Consider the following 22501-nt stretch of genomic DNA (forward strand, 5'->3'; position numbering starts at 1 on the left):
GGGGCTTAGTGTGTTCCCCTTGCTTACGTCGAGAGCGTACGAGCCAAATGACTCCGACCACGATGAGTACCGCCATTGCTGCGCCGGCAAGAATGACGATAAGCAGCGGGTCACCAAAGTCGCCCGTTTGGTTAGCCATTTTCACATTCATGTGCTCATCCTTCTCGTAGGCCAACTACTTTCGTCTACTGTTGCCAGCCGTGACTCAGACTGCGGACGACAATGTTGGAAAAGCCACCCGCCCGGCCCATCCTAGGGCGCATCCTTTTCCGCCTCTTCATGCTCGGAGACTATGCGCAGGCCAAGCTGGTTGCAATGCATCGCAAAATAAAAAGGACGCGCTAGGCCTGCTAGTCAATGCCGCCCCGTTGGGTCTGCCCCATCTGAGCTTGAAACGTCCGAAAGAGGCCCGTCCGCGTAACGTCCCGCAGGCCGGTGGTCAACATGGCGCTTCGTCTCTTCGGGGGACCCTCAGCGGGCACGTTCACTCCAGTGAATCACCATGTAGGTGTGGCTGCCTCTGGGCCGTGACCGCTGGTCGATGCGGTGGCGCAACTTCTCGCCAGTACGATGGGCGGCATGAGATTGAAGACACCCGTTCGGGAGGGGAGGAATCACGGCGGATGACAAGTGATGAGACGCACCCATACCCCGGTCTAGTCAAGATTGCGTCAGAAGTGCAGCGGATCATCGACGACTTACCCGAGGGCGTGAGCGGAGCAATGGATCTATGCAAACACCATGTGCATATGAAACTCCAAGGGCCAAAGTCGCCAGCCTTTGACGTCGTGCTCGGTGGTGAAGCTCCTGACATCGTGTATGACTCACGGTTCATCGAACGTGCGACGATCGGTAGCGACATAGAGGAACACTTTGAATTTGCAAGAGAGACCGCTAGTGAAATAGTCGACTTCATTCTGAGTGGGAGGAAGGCCATTGAGCGCAAAAGCCGCATCTTCGGGCGGACCTACCTACACGTGCCCTTGTCCAATGGCGCTGAGTGGAAGATGAAAAAATTTTCTGCGGACTAAATCTTTGACCCCCGTGTTGTCTTCAACCAGCGCATCCGCCTCTCAAGATGCTCGAAGCTGCATGCCTCAACGCACGCGAGTCATTCTGTGGGGTCAACCACCCGCTGGAGGAACCTTGTCCGGTGCGGATAGAACCAGAATCGCCGGCGGTCCGGCTGCATGGCGGCCCCTCCCTGAAAGCTGCGCTTTGAAGGTTCCGGCCTAGTACTCTCATCTTGGGTTCCGGTCATGGGCGGCGCTCCCGGCCATGCCTTAGATCTCGCGGCCGGCTTCGGTTCTGGTGAAGGAGCTTGATGGATCTTAAAGTTTTCGTGGCAGAGGCCCGCCTGGCAAACCGCGATCCCGGCCCGCAGTCCAATGCGCTGGCCAAGAGACTGCGTGCGGAGAATCCCGAAACGATCATCGACTTATACGAGCAAGCCTCCCAACGCGCCTCAGCTCTGTTCAAACACTGGGCAGGCAGACCGGAGCCAAAGGCATTATTCGATGCACACTTTGTTCCAGAGACAGGCAATCCGCAAGAATTCGATCCGACAGGTCCTCCCTATTTGAATTTCCGTCCAGAACGTGTGGACATGAGCTATGAATCATGGCTTCTCGGCTGGTGTTTCCACCAGGTTCTTGTCGGCAATGACCCACCGCCTGCCGACTTTCACTTCGTGGCCCATCCGGAACGCCCGGCGATCTTTGATTTCTTCGAGGGCATGGCAGGGAACGGTCTCAAGTACGCTTTCCAGGACGCATATGAGCGCAGCACCGAAACGCCTTGGCCCCTCGCTCCCCGCGAGGCGGATCGAAAGTTCATCAGTTATCTGGAACAACTTGAGCACGCCCCTCATATTGTCCAGCTGTATAGAGCGACGGCGCGGGAAGTGGAAATGGACATGAACTCATCCCCGGAGTGGCGTCAATGGTGGTTGAGCGGGCCACTACGCTTACTGGAGTTCAGCATCGCCGAGAGTCGAAGCCTCTGCCCAGGTGCGCTGGCGATGCATACCGGAGACACTCCAACCTCGACCCGCATTAGAAAATCCGGTTTGACTGTGACAGGAACGATCTTTCCCAATCGGGACCGAATCTTGGAAACCGAAGAGAGGGACATCCGCCAGCTTGTGGCCGAGGACATGACCCTACTGCTGCGCAAAGTGCACCAGAAGTACAGGTTCACTCGGGAGCTGCCCGAGGCGAAGTAGCCAAGAAATCGGGAGCCGGAACGCTAACGGCTCTCCTGGATCTGCAATCAGGGACTTCCTCCCTTAACCAAGGCAGCAAAGCTGAGTGACCGCTACCATCCGCAAGAACGCCCTTGAAGGAACCTTATACGGTGCGGATAGGACCAGGGTCGCCGGCGGTCCGGCTGCAGCATGGAACAGTCAACGCCGCCAATACGAGCACCTGCGAGACTGTCGAGAGCTTCATAGCGGTGAGCGGTGTATTTTCTCCCCATCTCAGCATCAACATGCGAAGAGTTAGTGCTTGGATGCGATAAGCATTTCCCGCTCATACCATCTTTGAAAAGTATAAACAGCGTTCATATTCGAAGACCGGGCGCGCTCGGCAACCTCCCCCGCGGGCCCGTCATCTTGGGCGAACCAAAGTTCAAGATCACGAGCGGATTCTATACGCTTTCCACCCTCTAGAAACTTGACATCCCATTCATCCTGCGGCCCCAGCTGGTCATGTCCAGAACCTAACAGCTGCACCCCCAGGATGTCGGGCACATAGGTCTTAAAAACGAAATGGGTCGATGAAGGGTCACCCCCAAGCCACTCGGGGCGACGGCCACCGAAAAACAGAGTGTCGTTCAGTGACAGCGTGCCGTAATCCGAGCGACAAACTGCCGCGTAGTCAAGAACGGGGGCAAAGCGCTCTAGTTGCTCGGTCAGCTCCTGTACGCCATTCCTCCAAAGGAGATCTCCAGCAGTGGCATGCAAGAGAAGGTAACCATCCAGCCCGAAGACGACTTGAAAACGCCGACCGGCAGCGGAGGTAACCTCCAGCTTGGCCCAACCTACAGTTTCACAAGCCATCGCAACGAATGACTCCACCTGGTCTTCACGGCAAAACTCTGTATACATCGCCGCTCCCAACAGATAGCGACCGTCACCTACCGATCGCGCCCAGTCAAGCGCATACTTCACCAGGTTTCCGAATGCTTGGCTTCCCGTCACCCACCTAACTCCGGGGGATCGTGGCGTGTATTCGGGAGGTTCACCCAGCTTTACGACGGCTCCAGTCGCAACGGCGACTGCGGAGTAGGTCGGTGTTCTTTCGTATAGTCTCCGGTTGCTGCCCTCGCCAGAGGCTGCGCGAAGAGTACCGGCTAGGCCGGACTCCTCCAGAATGCTGGCCAAGTTTTCGAGAAACCTTTCCGCTTGCGAAGACCGTACCGGGTAGAAAAAGAGGGCGAAACCGTTTCCGGCCTGGCAAACACCCGCGGATATGCCTGGTTCCAGTTCCTGTGCACGGGCTACGGCTTTCGCGCAATCGGAAACCTCTGCCGTCGGAGCCGAAGCGTCAGGAACAAATGAAAGTTCAAACTCACCCGCTGATTCCTTGGCACCTCTCAATATGGTCCGCTCAGACTCTATTACTATTGCACTCTTAGGCTGCATAACTTCTCCTCAGGGAAGATGTCCCGAAACCCTCGGTATCCCCTGCAATTTCCAGCTGATACGAATATTTGCTTATCTCCCTTATAGCAGTAGTCGCCACCGATTTCGGTGCCCCTTGCTGCGTCGCTAAGTTGCCATGGGAGGTACGAGATGTAGGGAGACGCGCTCCGGCTGGCATACCCGTTGAAGCCCAGGAACAGAGTCCTGCCGGCTTCAGGAACTGAGAACTCGTACAAGTCCCGGGAGCCTTTGGTTTCGAGACTGCCGGCTCCCGAGGCGGAACGCCCAACGGGGCATTCGGCGCAACATCAGGTCAGTCGTCGTCCGGATCGAAGAGATGGAAGCTGCGCTCCAACTCCCGATACAGTCGCGGACCCCGCAGCTTTGAAACCTCCCGAATTTTCGCATTGCAGTACTGTTCAACCGCGTTTGCATCGAACTCATCTTGAACTAGGGCAATGTGCTTTCCGTCCCTGAGGAAGCGGGGATCCCCCTCCCGGAAGGACGGTGAACAGACGCGCAACTCCAACAAGGTTCCAAGATCGATGCCGACATTGATCGGCAGCTGAGGAAATATTTTGGACACGACCTGCAGCAAGTGGCTCTCATGGGTCAGCCCTAAGGTAAATACAGTCGCCCATGCGGTGCCGGCGCGACCGAAAACCGCGCCCTCGTATAGCCGGGTCATCTTCCGGTTCAACGACCCAGTCAGGCCAAGGAGCATAGCCATGCTCCTCGATTAGAAAACGAACTTTCAACACGGTTGCATTCTTTCAAGTCTTCTTAGGGAACCTAGGAAGAGCCTGCTCCCAGTAGCTCTATCCATCAAAGGAACCTCATGCGGGACGCATGACCGTAGCGGTACCCAGAATCAGGGTCTCTTGTTTAGCCCAGTGATCGGGTCTCTGTCTGGGAGACTGTGACTCATGAGGCAGATGGTGAGGACGAGTTCGCACAAGGGCATTCCCTCGTATTCGGTGGATCGAGGCGGTATCTTCACCGGATCGCTCATGTTTGGAGTTGGATTCCGCGATGAACCCGTGACGCTAGCTGGCATTACTCATCTGGTCGAGCATGCCGTTCTCCGTATGGTGCAACCGGTGACTTTGTGGCACGGCGGTGCGGTACAGATGGATTCGATTGAGTTCTACGCCTGTGGCGGCGCCGATGCCGTTGCCGGGTACCTCAATGCCATCGCCGCCGCGGTTTCCGGTTTTACAGCTGTGAGCGAGGAAGATCTCGCGCTGGAAAAATCGATCATGGAAGCGGAAAACCCCCAAGGTTTCAGCACAGTATCCAGCGGCCTGCTGACCTGTCGGTTCGGAACAAACGGGCAGGGTGCCGGGCACTTTGGTTCCCCGACGATCACAGGCATCAGCCGGGCCGAAGCGATCGAATGGGCCCAGCGATGGTTCACGGCAGAGAACGCGGCGGTCACCTTCACCGGGCCGGTACCCGACTCCCTGGACCTTCGTCTTCCGGAGAGTATCCCTGTCACCCGGCACCAGCCCGCACCGGTCATCACAACTCCAACCCTGATCAGAACGCAGAAGAGCGGAGTGGCACTGTCCTTCATGGTCCCGTCGAGGAATTCAACATTCCTGGGAGAGGCACTGAGATATGAGCTGCTCGCACGGCTTCGGCACGCCAGCGGCCTCATCTACTCGGTCGTGATTCTCACAACGCAGCTCGATGATGACTGCTGCCAGCTCGACCTCATCCTTGACCCGGTCGCGGCCAACACGACCGCAGCTTTGCGGGCCAGCATCACTGCTGTCCGTGACGTCGCCGCCGGGGGCTTCACCGAAGACGCGCTTCAGGCCGCCCACCACGCACTCCAAGCATTGTTCACGTGGGACGATACCGTCGCTTCCGATTACCTCACCCAGATGGCAGTCAACGGCCTTCTCGGACGAGCCACTCCGACCAGGCAGGCACTGCTCGACGTGGCCGCATCGATAACCGGGCCTGAATTGTCGGAGACACTGACCGCATCCTTGAGGTCGCTCATCGTTGCCGTCGACGAGAACACCAAGGTCCGCAAAGCCGACGCGGCTGCCCTGGAACTGACCCTGGACCCCTATGACATCTGGCAACGCCACAACGGCACAGACGGCCTAAAGCCAAAAGAGTCCCCCGACGGGCAGCAGAAATGGCGAAGCAAGACGTCTAAAGCCGCCTTAACGCTCACAGAAACCCACCTGCTGAAGCTCGAATCAGGCAAAACGAAATCGATCAAGCTGGCCGACGTCATCCTCGTAGGTGACCGCAGCTGCGGCTGTATCTGCCTGATGGATCGGCGTGGAAGAAGCACCGAGGTCCACACCGATGACTGGAAAGACAGCAAGAAACTCAGACGTACATTACTGAACGCCTTTCCCACCGACATTGTCCGCCAGTTCCCTGAAGAGTGAAGAAGCAGGAAAATCCACTGCAGGTGCTGTCAAAGCAGCCCAGACGGGAACCCTGACCGGGCGGAAAATCGGCTCTCCGCCGAGACTGGCTAAATGCGGTCAGGAAGTCGTAATCAGAGAGCAAGGGTCGTGACGCTAAACGGCGAACTGTTTCCGTCCCGAACTAGCCCCGGGGAGCGTTCTTGTTTTTGTAGGGAAGTACTCAGAAAGGACCAGTGTTGCGATCGGAATGGCCAGCGAGCAGGCTCATACCTGCTTCTCCGGTGGCTACTTCCAGGTCTCCCTTGTCTGTGCCAATTGCTGCGATTTTCCAGGACCGCTTGAGCTCCGCCGGCCGCTTCGGGGGAAGGTCGAGCAATCCGTAGGAGGACAGCTCGCTGAACTCTCGCACCTGCCCCGTGGGGGATCCCATCTCGCCAAACAGGGGCCGGAATTTGATAATTCCATTGTTCACCTCGGCGAATCCCCGTTCCCACCTGCTGCTCAGCGAACCGGGGAGAGCCTTGGGGTAGCGGATTGCGCATTCGATGAGTCCGCGTTCAGCGTCCCGGACGATACGAGCCTCCCGCTCCGACACTGCCAGTCGCGCGACTACGAGTGTAAAGGCAACGATGAGGGCAACAGTGAGTGCAACTGATGGCCAGAAACCGAGCGATTCACGGAGGACGCTGGAGACCAACATGCCACCGAGGAGAACCCACCAGAACGATCGAGTGAGTGCCTTTTCCCACCTTCCGGGCGGCGAGGGCTTCTTTATCTCGGCTTCCATTTCTTGATCCTAGCCCGCACTGATACCCGGACGGGAGGAATTGAATCTTGAACGTTTGGCGAACCCTTAACGGGGCCTGATGATGCCAGCACGGCCTTGGTCTGGAAAACTGTGACTCATGGTGATGGCAAGTTGATCAGGATCAAAATCCAGGACTTGTACGAAGAGTGCGATTTCAAACTCGTGCCGGACTGGGACTGGACAGTGGCTGACCAGGACAAGCAGCTTTTCACCGGAGAATATTTCGGTCAGCAGGGCGATGCCTGGGCCACCGTTATCACGGTGCATTTGGTCGAGGAGAACCGGATGCTGAGGGCACTTGTCGGAGGAATCGACTACTTCAGACCGTATTTCACCCGGGGGGTTGCGGAGGTGCTACAGCTAAGGGTCTGTTCGCGGCCATTCGTGGAAACGGATCCCAGGTTTCTAAACGAGGGAAGGCATCGGGCGCTGATTCAGGAGCGCTTCGACTTCAGCGCAGCCAAAAAATTCTGCACCTCAAGAATTCACGCTTCAGCACATCTCGATCGGACCAGGATGGTCGCAGCATGGGAAGAAGACTTCTTCGTGTTCGACCCAAGCGAAGACTAGGCAGCATCTCTCTCACGGTCGTCCGTTCACCGCCGCCTGGTTGCGGTCCCTGTATGGGAACCTTCTACCGAGGGGCTGTCAATGGTTTAGTCGGTCAGTCCGCTGCCTTCCGACCCACTGTTCCTTGGTCGTTCAAGCGGTCGATTCTCAAGTTGTTCAGGATTGTATAGAGAATGGCCACGAGAAGAATTGCAGGCGGCCAGTAGCCCCAACGGCTCTCTGGGCTAGTCGCAAAGAACATCGCCACGTCTGCGATAACAAAAGCTATCAGAGTTATCTTGGGAGTTTTTTTGTTCCAAAAGCTAGACATGCATCTCCTCAAGTTCCGGTTCGACCACAGCCCAAACGGCTTGTTCGATCAGCATCGCACCGACGCTGCACCCTGTATACGGTGAGGTCCTCTGCGCAAGGGTGTTGTCGGGCTGGTTCCATGAAATGCCAAGAGCTGCAATTCAAAAACGTCCGAAAGAGGTTCGTCCGCATAACGTCCCGTAAGCCGGTCGAGGGAAGGGCGCATCGACTTTCATTGTCGCCCCGAGATGAGGGCGGGTCTCGGAGTGCCCCGTATGCCCTGCCCGATTAGTCGCCCGGAGAAGGTCCGCGAACTGGAGCAAGGCTTATGTCTTGAAACCCTTGGGAAACGAGACGTCTCAACGACCAAATAGTCGCCTCGCCTGCACAGTCACAGATTTTCGGCGGAATCCTGGACATGCGATGGCAAGGGCAATTCTCGAAATTATGTCTTGCAACCTTCTGGCAAAAATCGAGTACTCACCGTTAGTTATGAGACAGATGAGCGCGCGTAAGCCGGAGCTGATGAGTGCGGCAGCAGCCACCTGATCAGCAACAGGCCGATGGGCCATTGATTGACAGAGTGCAGTGAATATACCCATCCCATTTGGGTTCAAACAGCAGAGTTCCGTGCGATGCGCCACCGCGTGGCATCTTGGCGATGGCGCGGGGCAGCGCGACTTTTCACCGGCGGGGCAAGCCCAACCGGTAACCCCGCTACGTGGTTCATGGCCCTTACGCTACGCAGGGCTGGGATCAGTTGTCAGTGATGGCGTCCAGCAGCCACTGCCCAGAGAGGGGATCGCGGCGCAGTTCAAAGGTCCGCAGCGGCGAGTTCGACCCGAGGCGGACCTGGACGCGCCAGTGTTCGATGTCTACAACGTTCCCGATGCCGACCGGCACGCTCCGGCGGGTTTCCCACCATGATTCCCTGGTAAACCAGTGCAGCGGCTCGGCTGCCACCGCCCAAATCTTGCCGTCGTAGCGGACGGCCAGGGGAGTGCCTGCGGCTGTGAACCTGACGTCCACAGGGGTGTTGACGGTGGGAGCTTCAGGGGTGATGGTCATGTGCTGATTTCTTCCTGGGTGGTGCAGAGAGCAGCCGTTTTAGGCGGCTCTGACGAGGGGGAGTTCGTCCCAGTGGGTGGTGTATCTGGGGGAGAGCATGTCGCGTTTCATGGTCCAGTCCGGCCCGCCCCGGATTCCGCCGTGGCCCAGGCCGATGGAGCCGCGCCCGTACCGGCGGGTGACGTCTTCGAGCAGGGTTCCGATGTGGCGTTCCTCGTGCGGGTTCTCAAACAGTGACAGCGGTGCCTGGTTGCCGCTCGGGCGCAGGTCGGTGACCATGATCCCGGCCCGAGCGTAGCGGACGCCCTCGACGATCCGGGGCAAGAGTGCGTGGCCGGCTTTGGTCAGGATCACCGGGTCAGCGGTGGGCATTGGCAGTGGCACACATACGGACGGGTAGGAGGTGTCGTTGGGGTTGAAGTGAGAGGTTCCGGCGAACGCGGTGAGGACTTTGGCCTGCAGCCCGTGTTTGGCCAGCCGTGCCGAGGCCTGCTGCCCGTACACCCTCATGACCTGCCTGATCCCGGCGGCCGTTGTGATGGGTTTGGCGAAGGATCGGGAGAAGATCAGCTGGTCCCGCCCGATCCGTTCTTCTTCCATGGGGATGCACGGGGTTCCCTGCAGTTCCAGGACGGTGCGCATCATCACGACCGAGAACTTGTCCCGGATCGCGACAGGGTCGGCCCGGACCAGGTCGGCGATGGTGAAGATGCCCATTACGTTCAGCCGCCGGGTCAGCCGGCCGGCGATGCCCCACACTTCCTCCACGGACAGCCGGCCCAGCAGGGCCTCCCGCTCCGCGGCGGGGACGGAGTCCCAGTGGCGCACGCCGCCGAAGGCCTTGTTGTTCTTGGCCCACTTGTTGGCCAGCTTCGCCAGCGTCTTCGTCGGCGCGATCCCCACACAGACCGGCACCCCGAGATTCCGTCGGACGGCCGCTTTCATGGTCCGGCCGAGTTTCAGCAGCTGGTCTGGGGTGCCTTTGACGCCGAGGAATGCTTCGTCGATGCTGTAGACCTCCAGCCAGGCCGAGTACCGGCCCGTGATCTTCACTTCGAAGTCGCCGAAAGCCATATCCCCATTCACGGTCCCGTTCGCCACCGCCGGACTAGAAAGACTAGCCAGACGGTGCAGGCGATCGGCAGCACAAGCGACCCCGGCTCGCCGTTTATCGCACCGACGGCGTAAACGATCCAGGTCACCGCGGCCAGGGCGCCCGTGACGATCAGTACTTTGCGGGTGACTTGGATCGAAGGCAGGTCGGCACCTTCGGCGCGGAGTTGGCGGGCTTCGAGCACGGCTGCCCGGATGAGAGGTACGAAGATCGCGGCCATGACTGCGGCGACCAGCAGTGAACGCCACGGTTCAGCAACTCCCAGCCCCTCCAGTCCGTACCCCACGACGGAGCCCAACAGTATGAACCAGAACAACGCCCAGCCTGCCAGGCGCCTGCGTTTCGGCGGCATGCCCTCGAGCGAATCCGGCGGCCAGGATTGCCACTCGTACTTGTTGCCGTCCTTGCCTGCCCCCGTGGCCATAGCCATAGAGTAGCTCTGTTCCGACTGCTACAGTCACGGCATGCTCAGGTGGCGTAAACCCAAGGCACTCAGCAAGGAAGACCTCAGCTACGCACGCTCCTGGATGATCTTCTTTGCCATCCTCAACCTCGGCAACGCGTCCCTGACCATCTCCGAGCATCAGCCCGAAAGCCACGTTCCGCTGAGCGCCTGGGGATCGCTGGCCATCTCTCTTTTGAGCATCCTGGCCGCGGCGTACTACCAGAAGCGTCTGGACCAGATCCGAGCCATAACCGGGATCATGCGCGATCCATAGCTTGGGAATGCGGCTACGCTTCTCTCCATGATCCCGAATCATCAGCAGCTGATCGGACTTCTGGGCCGTGCCGATCCGGGGTTCGTCGCCGGCGACTTTGCCACCACGTTCAGGGACGCTTCCGGGGCGGAGGGCGAGACGGGCTCGTTCCGGTACTTCCCGGGCGGTTTCTGGGAGGTCACCCTCGACAGCGGAGGCCGGCTCCTTCAGGCGCCCTGGGGCGGCCGTTATGAGCACGCTGGGTATGTCGAGGAGGCCCCCGGCAGGGGCACGCCGCCGCGGCGTCCTCCGTGGTCACTGGTGCTGCCGCGGTACTCGACCTTCCTAGGCCGGGAAGATGACGACTGGCAGATAGACGCCAGCCGGCCTCTCCTGGAGGAGCCCGGGACGCTGACTGCCGCGCTCACCAACCTCGAGGACCCCCAATACAGGGGCACCCTCACGCTCAGCACGTACACCTACACGCTCACCTCGGTCGATCTGGGCTACATGCTGCAGACGCTCGCCATCCTTCGAAGCGAACCGAACGATGATGACCTGGCCGCCCTGGAGGACATCAAGGCCAGCGTCAGGGGCGAAGGGGGCTGACCCACGCTTAGATTTTCATGGTGGTTTCGGGAAATGGATGGGGGGATCTGCCGGACCCTTTTCCGCAATGTTGCAGCGCCATTGAGGAAGTAGGCTAGCGCTCAAACCCGAGGAGCAAACATGACTGCTTTCAAGCGGAAAGATTCGCTGACCGATCCTGTCTCGCCGGTGTTCGGCGCGGTGTCGACTGCCACCATGGGCGCGCTGGCACTTGTCGACCCTGCGAAACTGACCAAGGCACAGCGCCGGACGTTTCATGCCGCCACGGCCGTCCTGACAGGTCTTTACACTGCAGTAACTGTCGACCGGAACAGAACTGTCCTGGTGCCCCTGAACGCAGTAGCCGGGCTCGCGGCGGCGGCTGCGACGCTTCGGTTCGCAGACGCTGGCGACGCGGTGGAGTCCCGCATGGTGCGCTGGCTTAACTTGGCCGGCATCCAGCGGCCACGCCGGTGGTTGGCCGCAGGATCAGCTGCCTTGACCTTCGTGACGTTTCTGGCTGACAGGGCCGCAGCCAGGAAGGAAGAGTACGAGGCGGCCGCCCTGGATGAACCAGCGCAGGTTCGCCCGTTGACCCCGGCTGTGCGGGACCTTGCCACGGCCATGCTGACGGCGGCCGTTGTGCCCGGTGCGGACGCCCTGCTGGCCCAGCTGGAGCAGGCCGAGGAAGTTCGCTGGTGCGAGGATTTTGTTTCGCCCGCTATCTTCAAGGTCCCCGATGACGTGCCCCGCGTGGTCCCGCACCATCAGGTCTTCCCTGTCACGGCACGGTTTGAGGCGGAGAACGGCTTTCCGCTGCAGGTGATGCTGCAGATCCGCGACGGTAAGCTCGAGCACCTCGGCATCGACACAGTCGCCGAACCTGAGGAACCGGTAGAGGATCTCCCGGACCGCTGGCCGGACCTGGACAAGGTGCAGCTCGTCATTGACGGGCCGGACGGCGCCCGGCTTCCGGTCGCTTCCGACCCCACAACTCTGGCCTGACTATCGGTCCTGTTGCCCCCGTTCCATGGCGGCACGTCCACCGGCCCTATGGAGCAGGGGAAGTATGTCTGGTCGGCACAGGGGAGGAGTATCAGTTTTGGGGTTTTCTGCCGCGCTGCCTGCCCATTCGCCATCCGGGGGCCGCGGTGTCGAGTGCCTTCGCTTTGCGTGCATCGAGCTCACCGCGGCGGGCCTTATATCGCTGCGTGTGCAGCCAGACATCCAGGTCGTGCTCTTCGCCGGTGACAAATGCCTTGTGGCGTGGCCAGTCCTTGCCCGCTGCCCGGTATTCGGTCAGGGCAATGAGCCGCTCCCGCCACCGGTCCTCGTCGGCTTCGGCACGCGGTTTACCTTCCCAACCTGGAAGCACTGCCAGACCCTCCTTGAAGGCTGGCGCCAGTGTCCCGGCCCGCGCATCCTCACGCCTCCGCTGAAGCCACGTCGCCAAGGTGCGTTCAGGGGCGGTCTTGGCGTTCGTGGACGGGTAGCGTCCCGTCTCCTGAACCAAAGCCACCAGTTGCTGCATACGCTCCAGGCCCGGGGCCGTCACCATGGTTTTCCTGGCGGCAGCCGCTTCGTGCGCGGGGCGCAGTCCGGGATCCGCAGCGGTCGCGATACGAAGATGGTATGCGACCGTCGAGGCAGGGGCTCTTACGAGTTCAGCGATCCGTGCCCTGGTGAGGCCGGCTCGGTACATCAGCACCCACTCCGCATTTGGAGCCGCATCCCGCCTCGCCTTCGCCACGGGATCCATCCTGCCAGCTGGGCTGAACTGCCCCAACCATTTGCCACCTGCAGAAGGAACGTGCCGTATCAGGCCTCGTCACCGGACCGGTCCTATGGGACGCTCTCCAGCCCGCCTGCCTCAAGAAGCAGGTCAACGGGGCGGCTCCCGATAGGGAACCGGCTTATGGGCGGGACTTACTGGAAGATTCCTGCGCACGTAACCATGAGATGCCCTCGTCTCTAATGGCGTCCAGGACCGTACTGGCGACCTCTTTAGTGGATCGCTGGGGCCGGACGGCAAACCAGGTATCGGCTCCCCACACGAGTGTCCCCAAACGCTTTGACGTCGTGACAGGACCTAAAACGTTCGCGCTCGGCCGCATGCCCATCCACTTCTCCGTCTCGCGCTTGCTCGCCCAAGCCTGGCGGTCGACTGCAGAGAGGTTCACCGTGAAGCGCACCTCATCCGCGGTACTGGACGTTGATCTCTGCAAGCCCATCAATAGCCAGTGAGTGGCTGACGGTAGTTCGTACTGCGCGCCGCTTCCATGGAACCCAAGACGACGCAGCTCCGGTGCCAGCTCCGTGCTTACCATTGAACGAAATTGGTCCTGCGCAGTCCCTCCAACGATGCTCACGGCACGAGCATAGCGTCAGCAACGGAGCCCGGCGGCAAAGTGCACCACGACGCCTGTTCAGGGGTTCGGTGAATGACACAATGAGGCCCATGACTCGAATCCTCATGATCGGCATCCACGCGCGGGCCCTCGACTATAGCAAGCTGCCTCCTGGCCTCGACGAGGCCACGATGACCGGTCGGATCGAATCGGGGTTCGGGGCCGTTACGGCCGCCGGCTTCGACGCCGTCAACTGCCTGATCGGCACTTCCCCGGACGAGGCCGAAGCAGAGATCCGCTCGGCGTTCGGTCGTGATCGTTTCGGCCTCGTGATGATCGGCGGCGGCATCAGGATGATCCCGGAGTACACCGAGCTCTTCGAACGGATCATCAACGCGTGCAATGCGGAATCGCCCGGAATCACCTTCTGCTTCAACACATCGCCCGAGACGACCCTGGACGCGTTGAAGCGTCACGCCCAGCCCTGAACGTCTGCGACGCGATCCGTATCTTTCCGGTTCAGGGTCTTGCCGGGGGATCGGGCCAAGGAACCGGATCTTTTCGGAAACATCTTGCCGATAGCGCCGAGAATCAGCGGTCGGATGTTTCGTCGGTGTCCCTTGCGAGTTGCCGGCGCTTCATCTCTGCCGAAATGAACAACCCGCGGAGCCCCGTCACGGCCCCGCCGTGGATGCGGTTGAGCAGATAGTCCGGCGGGAACGTCCTGACGAGCCGGGTCTCCAGGGTGTCGTAGTTGATGGTCCGCGAGGCGAAAATCCGTGTCGTGTCCAGGGCGCGGAACGAGTCGATCGACATCACTGACTCCTGGACGCCGCCCCACAGCAGTCGGTCGAACTGCTTGGTCCCGTTCCAGTGTGCCTTGATGCGTTTGCGCATGTCCCATGAGGACTGGCCGATGTAGGCCTGCCGGTACTCGTCCAGGACCAGCACGTAAACGCCCCATTCTCCCTCCAGGGACTTCAGGTCGGTCACCGGCCGAAGGCGCTTGTTCTTCCGGAGCATCTCGGACAGTGCTTCGTCGAAGCTGTCCTGGCGGATCTGGGCGAAGAAGGCCATGTTCAGGTCGAAGTTCTCCAGTGCCATCTCCCGGTGGCGGCGGCAGAACTCGTCGGTGTGGACCGTCAGTTCAGCGTCCTCGTAATGCGGAGCCAGGAAAGCCCGCATCTCGTCCGTGAGCATGTGCTCGGGAATCCGGGTCGATGACTTCTTGTTCACTAGCCCGTACATCTCACGGGCCAGGCGGTGCCCGTATTTCCCTGGTCGGACCAGCTCCCCGAAATGCTCGACGGCGGGCGTGCTGGGCGGAATATTCCGTATCATGTTCCGCTCCTAGATGCTCGGTCCTGCTCGTAATCGTAGACCGCAATTCGTGGCCTCGCGCCGACATCAGTAGGCTGGCTGACGAGGTTGCCCTTCGGAGTGGTGTGCTGGACAGGGCACTGCTGGAAAGAGGGGCAGCCCCTTCTCTTGGGGTAGGACAGCAGGATCTCCGACATGACAGCGAAGAGGACCAAGATGACTGATGACGGCTTGAACGGGATCCTGCCGGCCGTGAAGTATCGGGTGCCAACCAAGCACGTCCGCACCATCGGCACTACTGCCGTGTTCGTTTTGCCCGCACAGTTCGCCGGCTACATGAGGCTTGCCGGTGTCAGCCAAAAATCGGCGCTCCGGGATGCAGCCCTGAATGAAGTAGGCAAGGCCACCGGCCTCCAAGTCATCCGGGACGTGACGACCATCTACGTCGACCTTGCGCCAGGTTGCTCCGTCCCGGATGGGCATCTCCAGACCAGCTTCAAAATCAACAGAGGGCGGTCCGCCCCCGCCTACTACATACTCCAGAGCATCTATCCGGAAATGCGGCAGCGCCGATAAGATCACAGAATTTACCTGAAGCCCCTACTTCCGAATGTCGTAGCTCATCATGCTGAACCTCAGCGGTTAGGGTCAGATCGCCTGCCTACGCATGTTTGGCAAAAGACATATCTCAGAACGGGATGGACCGATGGAAGCGACCTTCTCCACCTCATCCTTGCCATCGGTAGGCCAGCCGTGTTCGACGGAGAGCTGCAAGAATCCTGCCGCCTACAAAACCCGCACTCAGCCGGCATGGTGCACGGACTGCATCGACGACATACTGCGCGAGGGTGGCCTCGCTGCACTGGAACCGTTCGAGGGGCCCAAGGCGTGGCGGCTGACCAGATGCCTGGACTGCGGCGTCGAGGCCCACTACAGGCTCGTCTATACGCTCGAGAAGAACCCCCAGGGCGAGAAGACGTGCCGTGCCTGCTACTGGACAGAGTGGGCGAAGTGGGCCCGTGGAATGTCAGGAGGGGCGACTCCCGGACGCAGCCATTCGTCTGAGGAGATCATTGCCCATGCCGACACGAACGGGTACGACTTTCTCGCCACCACCGTTGAGATCAACGACGGCAACGACCCCATCATCGTGCGCTGCCGGTCCTGCAAGCGCATCTCAGCTGAGCGCATGGGGGACATCGGGTGGGGCTGCTCCTGCTCCCGCAACGTCCGCTCCGCCACCCCGACCGCGGCCCCAGCCATGGCAGCCCCCGCCCGTAATATCCGGTCGGCCAATCCGGCAAGGCCAAACACGGCCAAGGCGCTGTTCGCCGACTCCGGCGATGCTGCCCTCGGCTGGTGGGACCATGAGCGCAACGACGAGAAGACATTCCGCACGGTAACCCTTCGGGCAACGCGGACCTGCCACTGGATTTGCCCCGCGTGCCAGCTTTCCTTCAGCGCCAAGGTCCTCGAGATGACTGCAGGACGTGCCTCCTGCCCGGACTGCAGCGCCATCCGAAAGGCCGCATGGGCCAAGGAGTACGAACGCTGGCAGGCGACACCCGTCGCTGACGTCCCCGAACTGGCGGCCGCCTGGGCGGATGAAGCCGACCCGCGGACCGTCATGGTCACCGGGGACTGGAGACTGAGACGCTTCCATTGCCCTGCCGGCCACCACCCAAGGATCAGCCCCCTTACATTCCTGCAATCGGGCTGCCCGAGCTGCCGGGGCGGGGAGGCGCGGAAGTCCCAGAAGAACTGGCTGGCCGACACCCTGCCGGAGATCGCCTCGCAATGGCACCCGACGCGCAACGGCAAGCTCACCGCGCAGGACGTCGTCTGGGATTCGAAGCGCACCGTCTGGTGGCTGGCAGACTGCTGCGGGCATGAGTGGGAGGCCACGCCCCGTGACCGGGACAAGTACGAGAGGCTGCGCTGTCCGCAGTGCCGGACCATCCTGGGCTCCCTGGCGTGGCAGGATCCCGGCCTCGCAGCCGAGTGGAGCCCGGCGAATCCCTTGGGTGCCTGGCACGTCCGACCCTATGCTTCGATCTCTTTCATCCCGGAATGGATCTGCGCCACCAACCCTGCGCATGTCTGGACGAGCTCCCTCGGCGTCCGCTCGAACGGGGCGGAGTGCCCTGAATGTCGGGAGGTCGGCAAGTCCAAGGTCGAACTGGCCCACCACGCCGCCGCGGAGGAATGCTTCGCCGGCGCACGCTCCGGTGCCGTACTGCGGGACAAGGCGTTCACGACACGCAAGTCATGGTCGGCGGACATCAGCGTCCGGGTCGACGGCCGTCTCCTTGTCGTAGAGTACGACGGAGCGTACTGGCACAAGGAACCTGCCAAGGTAATGACCGATGTGCGGAAGACTGCCGACCTGCTGGCCGCCGGCTACCTGGTGGTCCGACTGCGGGAAGACGACCTGCCGCCGCTGGAGATCAACAGCGCCCGCTACCTCGAGGTTCGCGTGTACTCCGCTGCCCCTCAGCCACAAAAAGCCATGGAGGAAATCTCATCATGGCTGGGCGGGCTAGAATCCGCTGAGCTGTAAGCTCCCCGGGATCTCCGGAACTGTAAAGATGCGTTCCGGGATCCGGCGGCAATGACTGAAGTGAAGGTAAGGCATGAATAACGGCAACTCGGGCGAATTGAGCCTCGGAGATCTCTTCCAGGCCACTGGGCTGGCGCCAGAGGACGTGCAGGTCATCCGGCACACGCTCAAGCCAGATGGGTTGAAAACACGGGCGGACGCGATGGGACCCAGCCTGCTGCCATACGTGCGGGAACAGGGCATCCGCAACAGCAAGCTGCCGGCGACCCCGCCCAGGATCTGGCTGAACTTCCTCGCCACGACCGGCCGGCGTGCACGGCTCATTACCGCTCATGAGAACCACGGTGAGGTCCTGCAGAGCGCACCGAGGGCCGCCGCTTCTTCGACCTGCGGCCCACCCCGGTGTTCGCTGCCCTGGCGGACCGGCTGGTCATTGAGTGGACCAAGGACACGGTCAACTGGGCAAAGACAGGGGACCAGGCAACCGCTATGACAGTTGTCGAAATCTCCGACCCGTCCAGCGTTCCGTTCCCGGGATTCGATTCACTCCTAGTCAGCTTCGAGGAACTCCAGGCCGTCATCACCGACGACCGCTATGGCCAGTGGCAGACAGCCCTCCGCTCCGTGCAGGGCATCTACCTCATCGCCGACACCAGTACGGGCCGGCTGTATGTGGGGAAGGCCGACGGCGCCGAACGCTTCCTGGGCCGCTGGAGCGAGTACGCCAGGAACGGCCACGGAGGCAACGTCGCCCTCCGGGAGTTGGCCGCCACCGACGCACGGCACCGGCAGCACTTCCAGTTCAGCATCCTGCAGGTCTTCTCGCCGAGCGCTCCGGCCGCGCAGGTCGACGCAGCCGAGGCCCATTTCAAGCGGGCACTCCTGACACGGCAGTTCGGCATGAACCTGAACTAGCAGCCCAGCCTGTCACCCGATGACGGTGTCCCCATGCCGGTGAGCCACCTTCTATTCGCCGTCCTCGTGCGTCTCGAGTTCGGGATGTTGGTTCTGCAGGAAAGTGGCCGCGGCTGGCTCCAATAGTCCCAGCTCATATGCCCTTTGGACCGCCATCAGACGGTCGCAAACGTACAGTTTGCGGTAGATGTGCTCCAGATGTTTTTCTACGGTGCGCGGCGAGATGTTGAGCCGCCTCGCCAGACTCTCTGCGGTCAGCCCCTTGCTAAGTAGAGTCAGGATCGCCATCTCGCGAAGCGTCAAACCGTACCTGGAACTCTGGGCGGACGCTTCGGCACTAGCCGGCGCAAGCCCGAGGTGGTGGGCAAGGCCGGTCAGGATTGGTTGCAGCAGTCTGGCCAAGTCAAGCTCTTGCTCGGTGAAGTCACGGTCAGGTCGGGAGATTACGTATGCCTGTTGGCCGCATCCGCCCAGCTGCATCGGTATGGACAACTCGTTAGTCGCGCCCCAAGGCCGGACGACTTCCTCCCATCCCCACTTCAGCCGGCTGTCGGCTACTGAATTAGGAATACGTCCCAGGGACTGCGGTTCTGTCTGCCCTGTCACTGCATACCAACGCAGTAGCGGTTGCCGCGTCGCATCGGGGGTAAAGTCCCCGGGCGGTACGTCAGGAAGATAATCCCGGGGCCAACTAGACACCATGTGGTCCACCCATTCAGTGTTCACACAGTTTCGCGTAGAGCATGCACCGTTGAATGATTGCAGAAGGAGATCCAGGAGCTGCTCCTCATGTCGCAAGGACAGTCCAAGTGGCTGTTGAAGGATTTCTCCAACCAGCTCCAGCCACGTCCTGTACTGCGCATCATTGCGGGCCACGCCAGAATTTTAAACCTGCGTGCTCTTGGGCGACACAAGAAAAATGCTTCCTGTGCCGGCGCTGGCGCCAATCCACGTGTACGTATAAGTGCGTATTGGGGCGAATACAGCTGCTTCTTACTCTTGTCCTAGCAGGCAATGGGACCACAACCAAGGGCGGTCGCAAAGATCCTGCTGACATATTCAATGAGATCAAACCGATTTAGCTGGGGGACCGGCACACCTGGAGGTTGTCATGGAAGCCTGGAAGAAGTCTGTCTTAGGAGTCGTTACGGCTGGTGCCCTATTGATGGGAGTAGGTGCAGTTCCCGCACAGGCAGCGGAGGTTATTTCTGCAAGTAATGGCCAGATCATCGGTAGGGGAACCGCAGTAACGGGAACCTACACTGTGGATTGCGACTTCGAGGGGCAGAGAATCAGTGCAAGCATAAATGTCATCCAGAACACTAGAGGTGGGCGCATTAACGACAACTCGATGCAGGAAGAGTTCACCTGCCCCTCGGATGGCCAAGTAACTCGGGAGTACCTTGTTTTCGCACGTGACACCGGCTACGTACCGGGCCCTGCCACTGTGCGGGTGGGTGCGTTCTACACCGATGAATCGGGTTTCTACACCGGGGCAGAAGATGTAGAGGCCTTCGCCATTCAGCTTCGCAATTCCAGATAGGCGGGAGTTCAATCCCCTTGGCGGGAAAGGTAATGGGGGCGCCCCCGGCAAGTGCGCCGGGGGCGTTTCCGCGTCAAATTGAACTCATACTTGAGGCCGGTTCTCGGCGATAGATCAAGGTGTGTCCTGGTTGGGCTGAGTGAGATGAAGATTGTCAGGTGACGTTGTAATCAGGCCCAATTCATGGCCTCGTTGTACTGCCATCAGACGGTCGCAGACATCCAACTTGCGGTAGATGTGTTCCAAATGCTTGTTAACGGTGCGCGGCGAGATGCCAAGCCGCCTCGCCAGACTCTCCGCGGTCAGCCCCTTGCTAAGTAGAGTCAGGATCGCCATCTCGCGAAGCGTCAAACCGTACCTGGAACTCTGGGCGGACGCTTCGGCACTAGCCGGCGCAAGCCCGAGGTGGTGGGCAAGGCCGGTCAGGATTGGTTGCAGTAGTCTGGCCAAGTCAAGCTCTTGCTCGGTGAAGTCACGGTCAGGGCGTTGGATGATGTAGGTGTTATGGTCGCCTCCGCCTATTTGCAACGGTATCGACAACTGCTGGTTCACGTTCCAGGGGCGGGCCAACTCCTCCCACGCCTGTTTTAGTCTGGAGCTGGCCAGAGCGTCAGGAACTCGCTCCAATGACTGGGGTCCGGTCTGTCCGGTAAGCACATACCACCGCAACAGCGGTTGTTGCCTGAAGTCGTAGTAGTCCACAGGCGGCTCGCTGGGAATGTAATTCCGGGGACTGAGAGCGAGGACGTGGTTCTCCCAGTCACATCTCACACGGTTGCGCGAAGAGCACACAGCATTGAACGACTGATTCAGGAGCTCGAGGAGTTGCTCCTCGTGTCGCAAGGACGGCCCAGATGGCTGCTGGAGGATTTCTCCAACGAGCTCCAGCCACATGCGGTACTGCGCATCATTACGAGCCACGCCTGAATTGTAGATGCAAGCGTGCTGTGGCGATACAAGCAAATAGTGTCCTGAGTAGGGTGCTGACCACCAGTCCAAACGTACGTAGAAGTGCGTATAGAGCCAATTGGTCCACCTTCGTAATCTGGGTTTAGCAGCATGCGATCCAAGGAGCGTGATCTCAGGGCTGCGGCCGCCTATATAACCGAAGGAAACTCACAATGACTAGCATGACGCGGCTTTGGACGGCAGCGGCGTTCGTCGGGCGCGTAACCATTGCCATGCAGAAGGGGCGAGAGCGAGTTGTTTCATGCATGTCACCATTCACTTCGGACTCGTAGTGGAAGTCGCCGCTTCGACGGAGTCACGGGTTGCCGGTCCACAGCCTTGTTCATAGTCGTCTGGGGATAACAGTCAGGTTCCAAGACATGCTGCACACCGCATGCTCGTTACTGTGCGTCGAGATCCGTAGGATCTCGGAACCCCAGAACTAACCAGGCCTGGGGAGCTGACTGTACGTTTGCACGCAAACCGTCCCTGAGGGCACATTCAAAATGAAGCAGCGTTGCCCGTCACGTCCTGTGACTCTGCCGTGAACGGATAAGTTCGTTCATCTCCACCGCATCCGCATTGCTGGATGCAGGCAATCACCACTTCGCTTAGTTCAGTTCTGATTTTCCACAATTCAATGGAGACCGATCATGCCCAGAAATAGTCGAAAGTTTGCGGCCCTGGTCCTTGCTATTGGAACACTCCTACTGCTTGGAGCCCCACCAGCATCCGCCGCCGCTACTGTCTATAACAATTCCTACTGCCAAGAGTTAGAGACTTTCACCTTCTGCGCCCATGAGCATTTCGAAGAGAACAGGGTAGAAACGCCCAGTGGGCGCCTGATCGTCCAGTTCCAAGCACGCAACGCTTACACGGTGGCCTACACCGATGGAACCACGGAGAAGGCAGTTAGTACCGGCCACGTGCAGTACATGTTCGAACCCGGGGAGATGGTGAGATACAGCTACCACGTCACTGATACCTTGACGTTCCGCGGGACCGGAGAAACCTGTGTCTATGAAGCCGACTATGTCTTCGCTGGCGGTGAGATGCGAGTGGACAGCAACACAGTTACCTGCCGCTGACTGCATGAAAGGACAGTGGACGTAGAAAGTTCTTCGACGGAGACGCTGAGCCCGTTCTCCCGAAGTCCCTCTTGAGGCGGATTGAAAACCGTGAGACGCCGAAATCGTCGGCCTCTCACGGTTTTCCTGGTGGAGGGTGTTGCTTCGGTTCAGTTTGTGATCGTTGGACGTGCGGGGCCGGCCATGAGTCTGTCATTCACATCAACGAAGATCAGCAATTAAACGGCCAGCCGCTGGAGCCATCGTCTCTGAAAAGGGCCAACTAGGTTGGAACAAAGGCCTTATGCGGTGATCCAAAACTTCCCGCGAACAGTGGGCTCAACTTCCCGGAATGGTCCAGTTAGATCGGAATCTCACAAGAAGACAGACAATCCATTTGGTCCGGCTGGAAAGCGCCTCAAGATCACTTGGGTGCGGTGGGGGAGACGGCCAGACGCGCTGGCGGGACGACGAGGTTCAGATGCTATCGGCATGGTTCCTGAAAGACAACGTCAGCAGGCTCACCGCGTTCGAGTGGGACTTCATCGCCTACCACTAGTGCCCGCCCGAGCTCCGATCAATCCGATAGGGCAAGCGTCTGCCTGGGTTTCTGCCCGGATA

Annotated in this window: 24 protein-coding genes; 13 read left to right on the forward strand and 11 right to left on the reverse strand. The window is 60.1% G+C overall.

Going from position 1 to position 22501, the window contains the following annotated elements; translation table 11 throughout:
• Window positions 1-623: 623 nt before the first annotated feature.
• Both ACIP90_RS00840 and ACIP90_RS00845 read left to right on the forward strand, forming a co-directional pair.
• Window positions 624-1031 carry a hypothetical protein gene (locus ACIP90_RS00840; protein ID WP_400575908.1) on the forward strand — a complete coding sequence of 136 codons (408 nt, stop codon included), beginning with the start codon at window positions 624-626 and terminating at the stop codon, window positions 1029-1031.
• A 293-nt stretch (window positions 1032-1324) separates the two neighbouring features.
• Entirely contained in the window at window positions 1325-2224 is a 900-nt protein-coding gene (locus ACIP90_RS00845) for a hypothetical protein (protein WP_400575910.1), read from the forward strand.
• A gap of 276 nt (window positions 2225-2500) precedes the next feature.
• On the opposite strand, the gene ACIP90_RS00850 is transcribed toward ACIP90_RS00845, so the two are convergent.
• Together ACIP90_RS00850 and ACIP90_RS00855 are read right to left on the reverse strand one after the other, a co-directional pair.
• Window positions 2501-3172, reverse strand: coding sequence for a hypothetical protein (locus tag ACIP90_RS00850; protein WP_400575911.1), 672 nt, complete (start codon window positions 3170-3172; stop codon window positions 2501-2503).
• A gap of 787 nt (window positions 3173-3959) precedes the next feature.
• Window positions 3960-4370: a hypothetical protein gene (locus tag ACIP90_RS00855; RefSeq protein WP_400575913.1), complete on the reverse strand. Its 411-nt coding sequence runs from the start codon at window positions 4368-4370 to the stop codon at window positions 3960-3962.
• A 376-nt stretch (window positions 4371-4746) separates the two neighbouring features.
• Here ACIP90_RS00855 and ACIP90_RS00860 point away from each other — a divergent pair, with 376 nt between their 5' ends.
• Window positions 4747-6060, forward strand: a complete 1314-nt coding sequence (locus ACIP90_RS00860) for a hypothetical protein (protein WP_400575915.1) — start codon at window positions 4747-4749, stop codon at window positions 6058-6060.
• A 202-nt stretch (window positions 6061-6262) separates the two neighbouring features.
• On the opposite strand, the gene ACIP90_RS00865 is transcribed toward ACIP90_RS00860, so the two are convergent.
• Window positions 6263-6829, reverse strand: a complete 567-nt coding sequence (locus ACIP90_RS00865; RefSeq protein ID WP_400575917.1) for a hypothetical protein — start codon at window positions 6827-6829, stop codon at window positions 6263-6265.
• Between the two features lie 132 nt (window positions 6830-6961).
• Between ACIP90_RS00865 and ACIP90_RS00870 the strand changes: the two genes are divergently transcribed.
• On the forward strand, window positions 6962-7420 hold the full coding sequence (locus ACIP90_RS00870; RefSeq protein ID WP_400575918.1) for a hypothetical protein: 459 nt from the start codon (window positions 6962-6964) through the stop codon (window positions 7418-7420).
• Window positions 7421-8467: 1047 nt separating this feature from the next.
• Here ACIP90_RS00870 and ACIP90_RS00875 read toward each other — a convergent pair.
• From ACIP90_RS00875 to ACIP90_RS00885, 3 genes are read right to left on the reverse strand one after another with little or no spacing between them, the layout of a single operon-like run.
• Window positions 8468-8779, reverse strand: coding sequence for a hypothetical protein (locus ACIP90_RS00875; protein ID WP_400575920.1), 312 nt, complete (start codon window positions 8777-8779; stop codon window positions 8468-8470).
• A 39-nt stretch (window positions 8780-8818) separates the two neighbouring features.
• Window positions 8819-9853, reverse strand: coding sequence for a DUF4113 domain-containing protein (locus tag ACIP90_RS00880; protein WP_400575921.1), 1035 nt, complete (start codon window positions 9851-9853; stop codon window positions 8819-8821).
• Between the two features lie 8 nt (window positions 9854-9861).
• Entirely contained in the window at window positions 9862-10317 is a 456-nt protein-coding gene (locus ACIP90_RS00885; protein ID WP_400575923.1) for a hypothetical protein, read from the reverse strand.
• Window positions 10318-10357: 40 nt separating this feature from the next.
• On the opposite strand from ACIP90_RS00885, the gene ACIP90_RS00890 reads away from it, so the two are divergent.
• The 3 genes from ACIP90_RS00890 (at window position 10358) to ACIP90_RS00900 (ending at window position 12184) form a co-directional block, all read left to right on the forward strand.
• Window positions 10358-10612: a hypothetical protein gene (locus tag ACIP90_RS00890; RefSeq protein ID WP_400575925.1), complete on the forward strand. Its 255-nt coding sequence runs from the start codon at window positions 10358-10360 to the stop codon at window positions 10610-10612.
• A gap of 27 nt (window positions 10613-10639) precedes the next feature.
• Window positions 10640-11200 carry a hypothetical protein gene (locus tag ACIP90_RS00895; protein ID WP_400575927.1) on the forward strand — a complete coding sequence of 187 codons (561 nt, stop codon included), beginning with the start codon at window positions 10640-10642 and terminating at the stop codon, window positions 11198-11200.
• 120 nt (window positions 11201-11320) lie between these two features.
• A complete protein-coding gene (locus ACIP90_RS00900; RefSeq protein WP_400575928.1) occupies window positions 11321-12184 on the forward strand; it encodes a hypothetical protein in 864 nt (287 codons plus the stop codon).
• A gap of 91 nt (window positions 12185-12275) precedes the next feature.
• Here ACIP90_RS00900 and ACIP90_RS00905 read toward each other — a convergent pair whose 3' ends face one another.
• Both ACIP90_RS00905 and ACIP90_RS00910 read right to left on the reverse strand, forming a co-directional pair.
• The gene (locus ACIP90_RS00905; protein ID WP_400575930.1) at window positions 12276-12929 is read right to left on the reverse strand and encodes a helicase associated domain-containing protein; all 654 of its coding nucleotides are present in this window, start codon (window positions 12927-12929) and stop codon (window positions 12276-12278) included.
• A 163-nt stretch (window positions 12930-13092) separates the two neighbouring features.
• A complete protein-coding gene (locus ACIP90_RS00910; RefSeq protein WP_400576759.1) occupies window positions 13093-13506 on the reverse strand; it encodes a DUF4304 domain-containing protein in 414 nt (137 codons plus the stop codon).
• Between the two features lie 131 nt (window positions 13507-13637).
• On the opposite strand from ACIP90_RS00910, the gene ACIP90_RS00915 reads away from it, so the two are divergent.
• On the forward strand, window positions 13638-14015 hold the full coding sequence (locus ACIP90_RS00915; RefSeq protein WP_400575931.1) for a hypothetical protein: 378 nt from the start codon (window positions 13638-13640) through the stop codon (window positions 14013-14015).
• Window positions 14016-14118: 103 nt separating this feature from the next.
• On the opposite strand, the gene ACIP90_RS00920 is transcribed toward ACIP90_RS00915, so the two are convergent.
• Window positions 14119-14868 (reverse strand): hypothetical protein, encoded by a 750-nt coding sequence (locus tag ACIP90_RS00920; protein ID WP_400575933.1) that lies wholly within the window; start codon window positions 14866-14868, stop codon window positions 14119-14121.
• Between the two features lie 174 nt (window positions 14869-15042).
• Here ACIP90_RS00920 and ACIP90_RS00925 point away from each other — a divergent pair, with 174 nt between their 5' ends.
• The 3 genes from ACIP90_RS00925 (at window position 15043) to ACIP90_RS00935 (ending at window position 18322) form a co-directional block, all read left to right on the forward strand.
• Entirely contained in the window at window positions 15043-15423 is a 381-nt protein-coding gene (locus tag ACIP90_RS00925; protein ID WP_400575935.1) for a hypothetical protein, read from the forward strand.
• A 130-nt stretch (window positions 15424-15553) separates the two neighbouring features.
• The gene (locus ACIP90_RS00930; RefSeq protein WP_400575936.1) at window positions 15554-17407 is read left to right on the forward strand and encodes a zinc-ribbon domain-containing protein; all 1854 of its coding nucleotides are present in this window, start codon (window positions 15554-15556) and stop codon (window positions 17405-17407) included.
• A gap of 489 nt (window positions 17408-17896) precedes the next feature.
• Window positions 17897-18322 (forward strand): GIY-YIG nuclease family protein, encoded by a 426-nt coding sequence (locus ACIP90_RS00935; protein ID WP_400575938.1) that lies wholly within the window; start codon window positions 17897-17899, stop codon window positions 18320-18322.
• A 51-nt stretch (window positions 18323-18373) separates the two neighbouring features.
• Here ACIP90_RS00935 and ACIP90_RS00940 read toward each other — a convergent pair whose 3' ends face one another.
• Window positions 18374-18724 (reverse strand): response regulator transcription factor, encoded by a 351-nt coding sequence (locus ACIP90_RS00940; RefSeq protein ID WP_400575940.1) that lies wholly within the window; start codon window positions 18722-18724, stop codon window positions 18374-18376.
• Between the two features lie 709 nt (window positions 18725-19433).
• Here ACIP90_RS00940 and ACIP90_RS00945 point away from each other — a divergent pair.
• The gene (locus ACIP90_RS00945; protein WP_400575941.1) at window positions 19434-19865 is read left to right on the forward strand and encodes a hypothetical protein; all 432 of its coding nucleotides are present in this window, start codon (window positions 19434-19436) and stop codon (window positions 19863-19865) included.
• A 114-nt stretch (window positions 19866-19979) separates the two neighbouring features.
• On the opposite strand, the gene ACIP90_RS00950 is transcribed toward ACIP90_RS00945, so the two are convergent.
• Window positions 19980-20786: a response regulator transcription factor gene (locus ACIP90_RS00950; protein WP_400575943.1), complete on the reverse strand. Its 807-nt coding sequence runs from the start codon at window positions 20784-20786 to the stop codon at window positions 19980-19982.
• A gap of 680 nt (window positions 20787-21466) precedes the next feature.
• Between ACIP90_RS00950 and ACIP90_RS00955 the strand changes: the two genes are divergently transcribed.
• Window positions 21467-21901, forward strand: a complete 435-nt coding sequence (locus tag ACIP90_RS00955) for a hypothetical protein (RefSeq protein WP_400575944.1) — start codon at window positions 21467-21469, stop codon at window positions 21899-21901.
• Window positions 21902-22501 lie beyond the last annotated feature (600 nt).

This window comes from Arthrobacter sp. NPDC093139, from assembly GCF_044754165.1.
Lineage (GTDB): Bacteria > Actinomycetota > Actinomycetes > Actinomycetales > Micrococcaceae > Arthrobacter.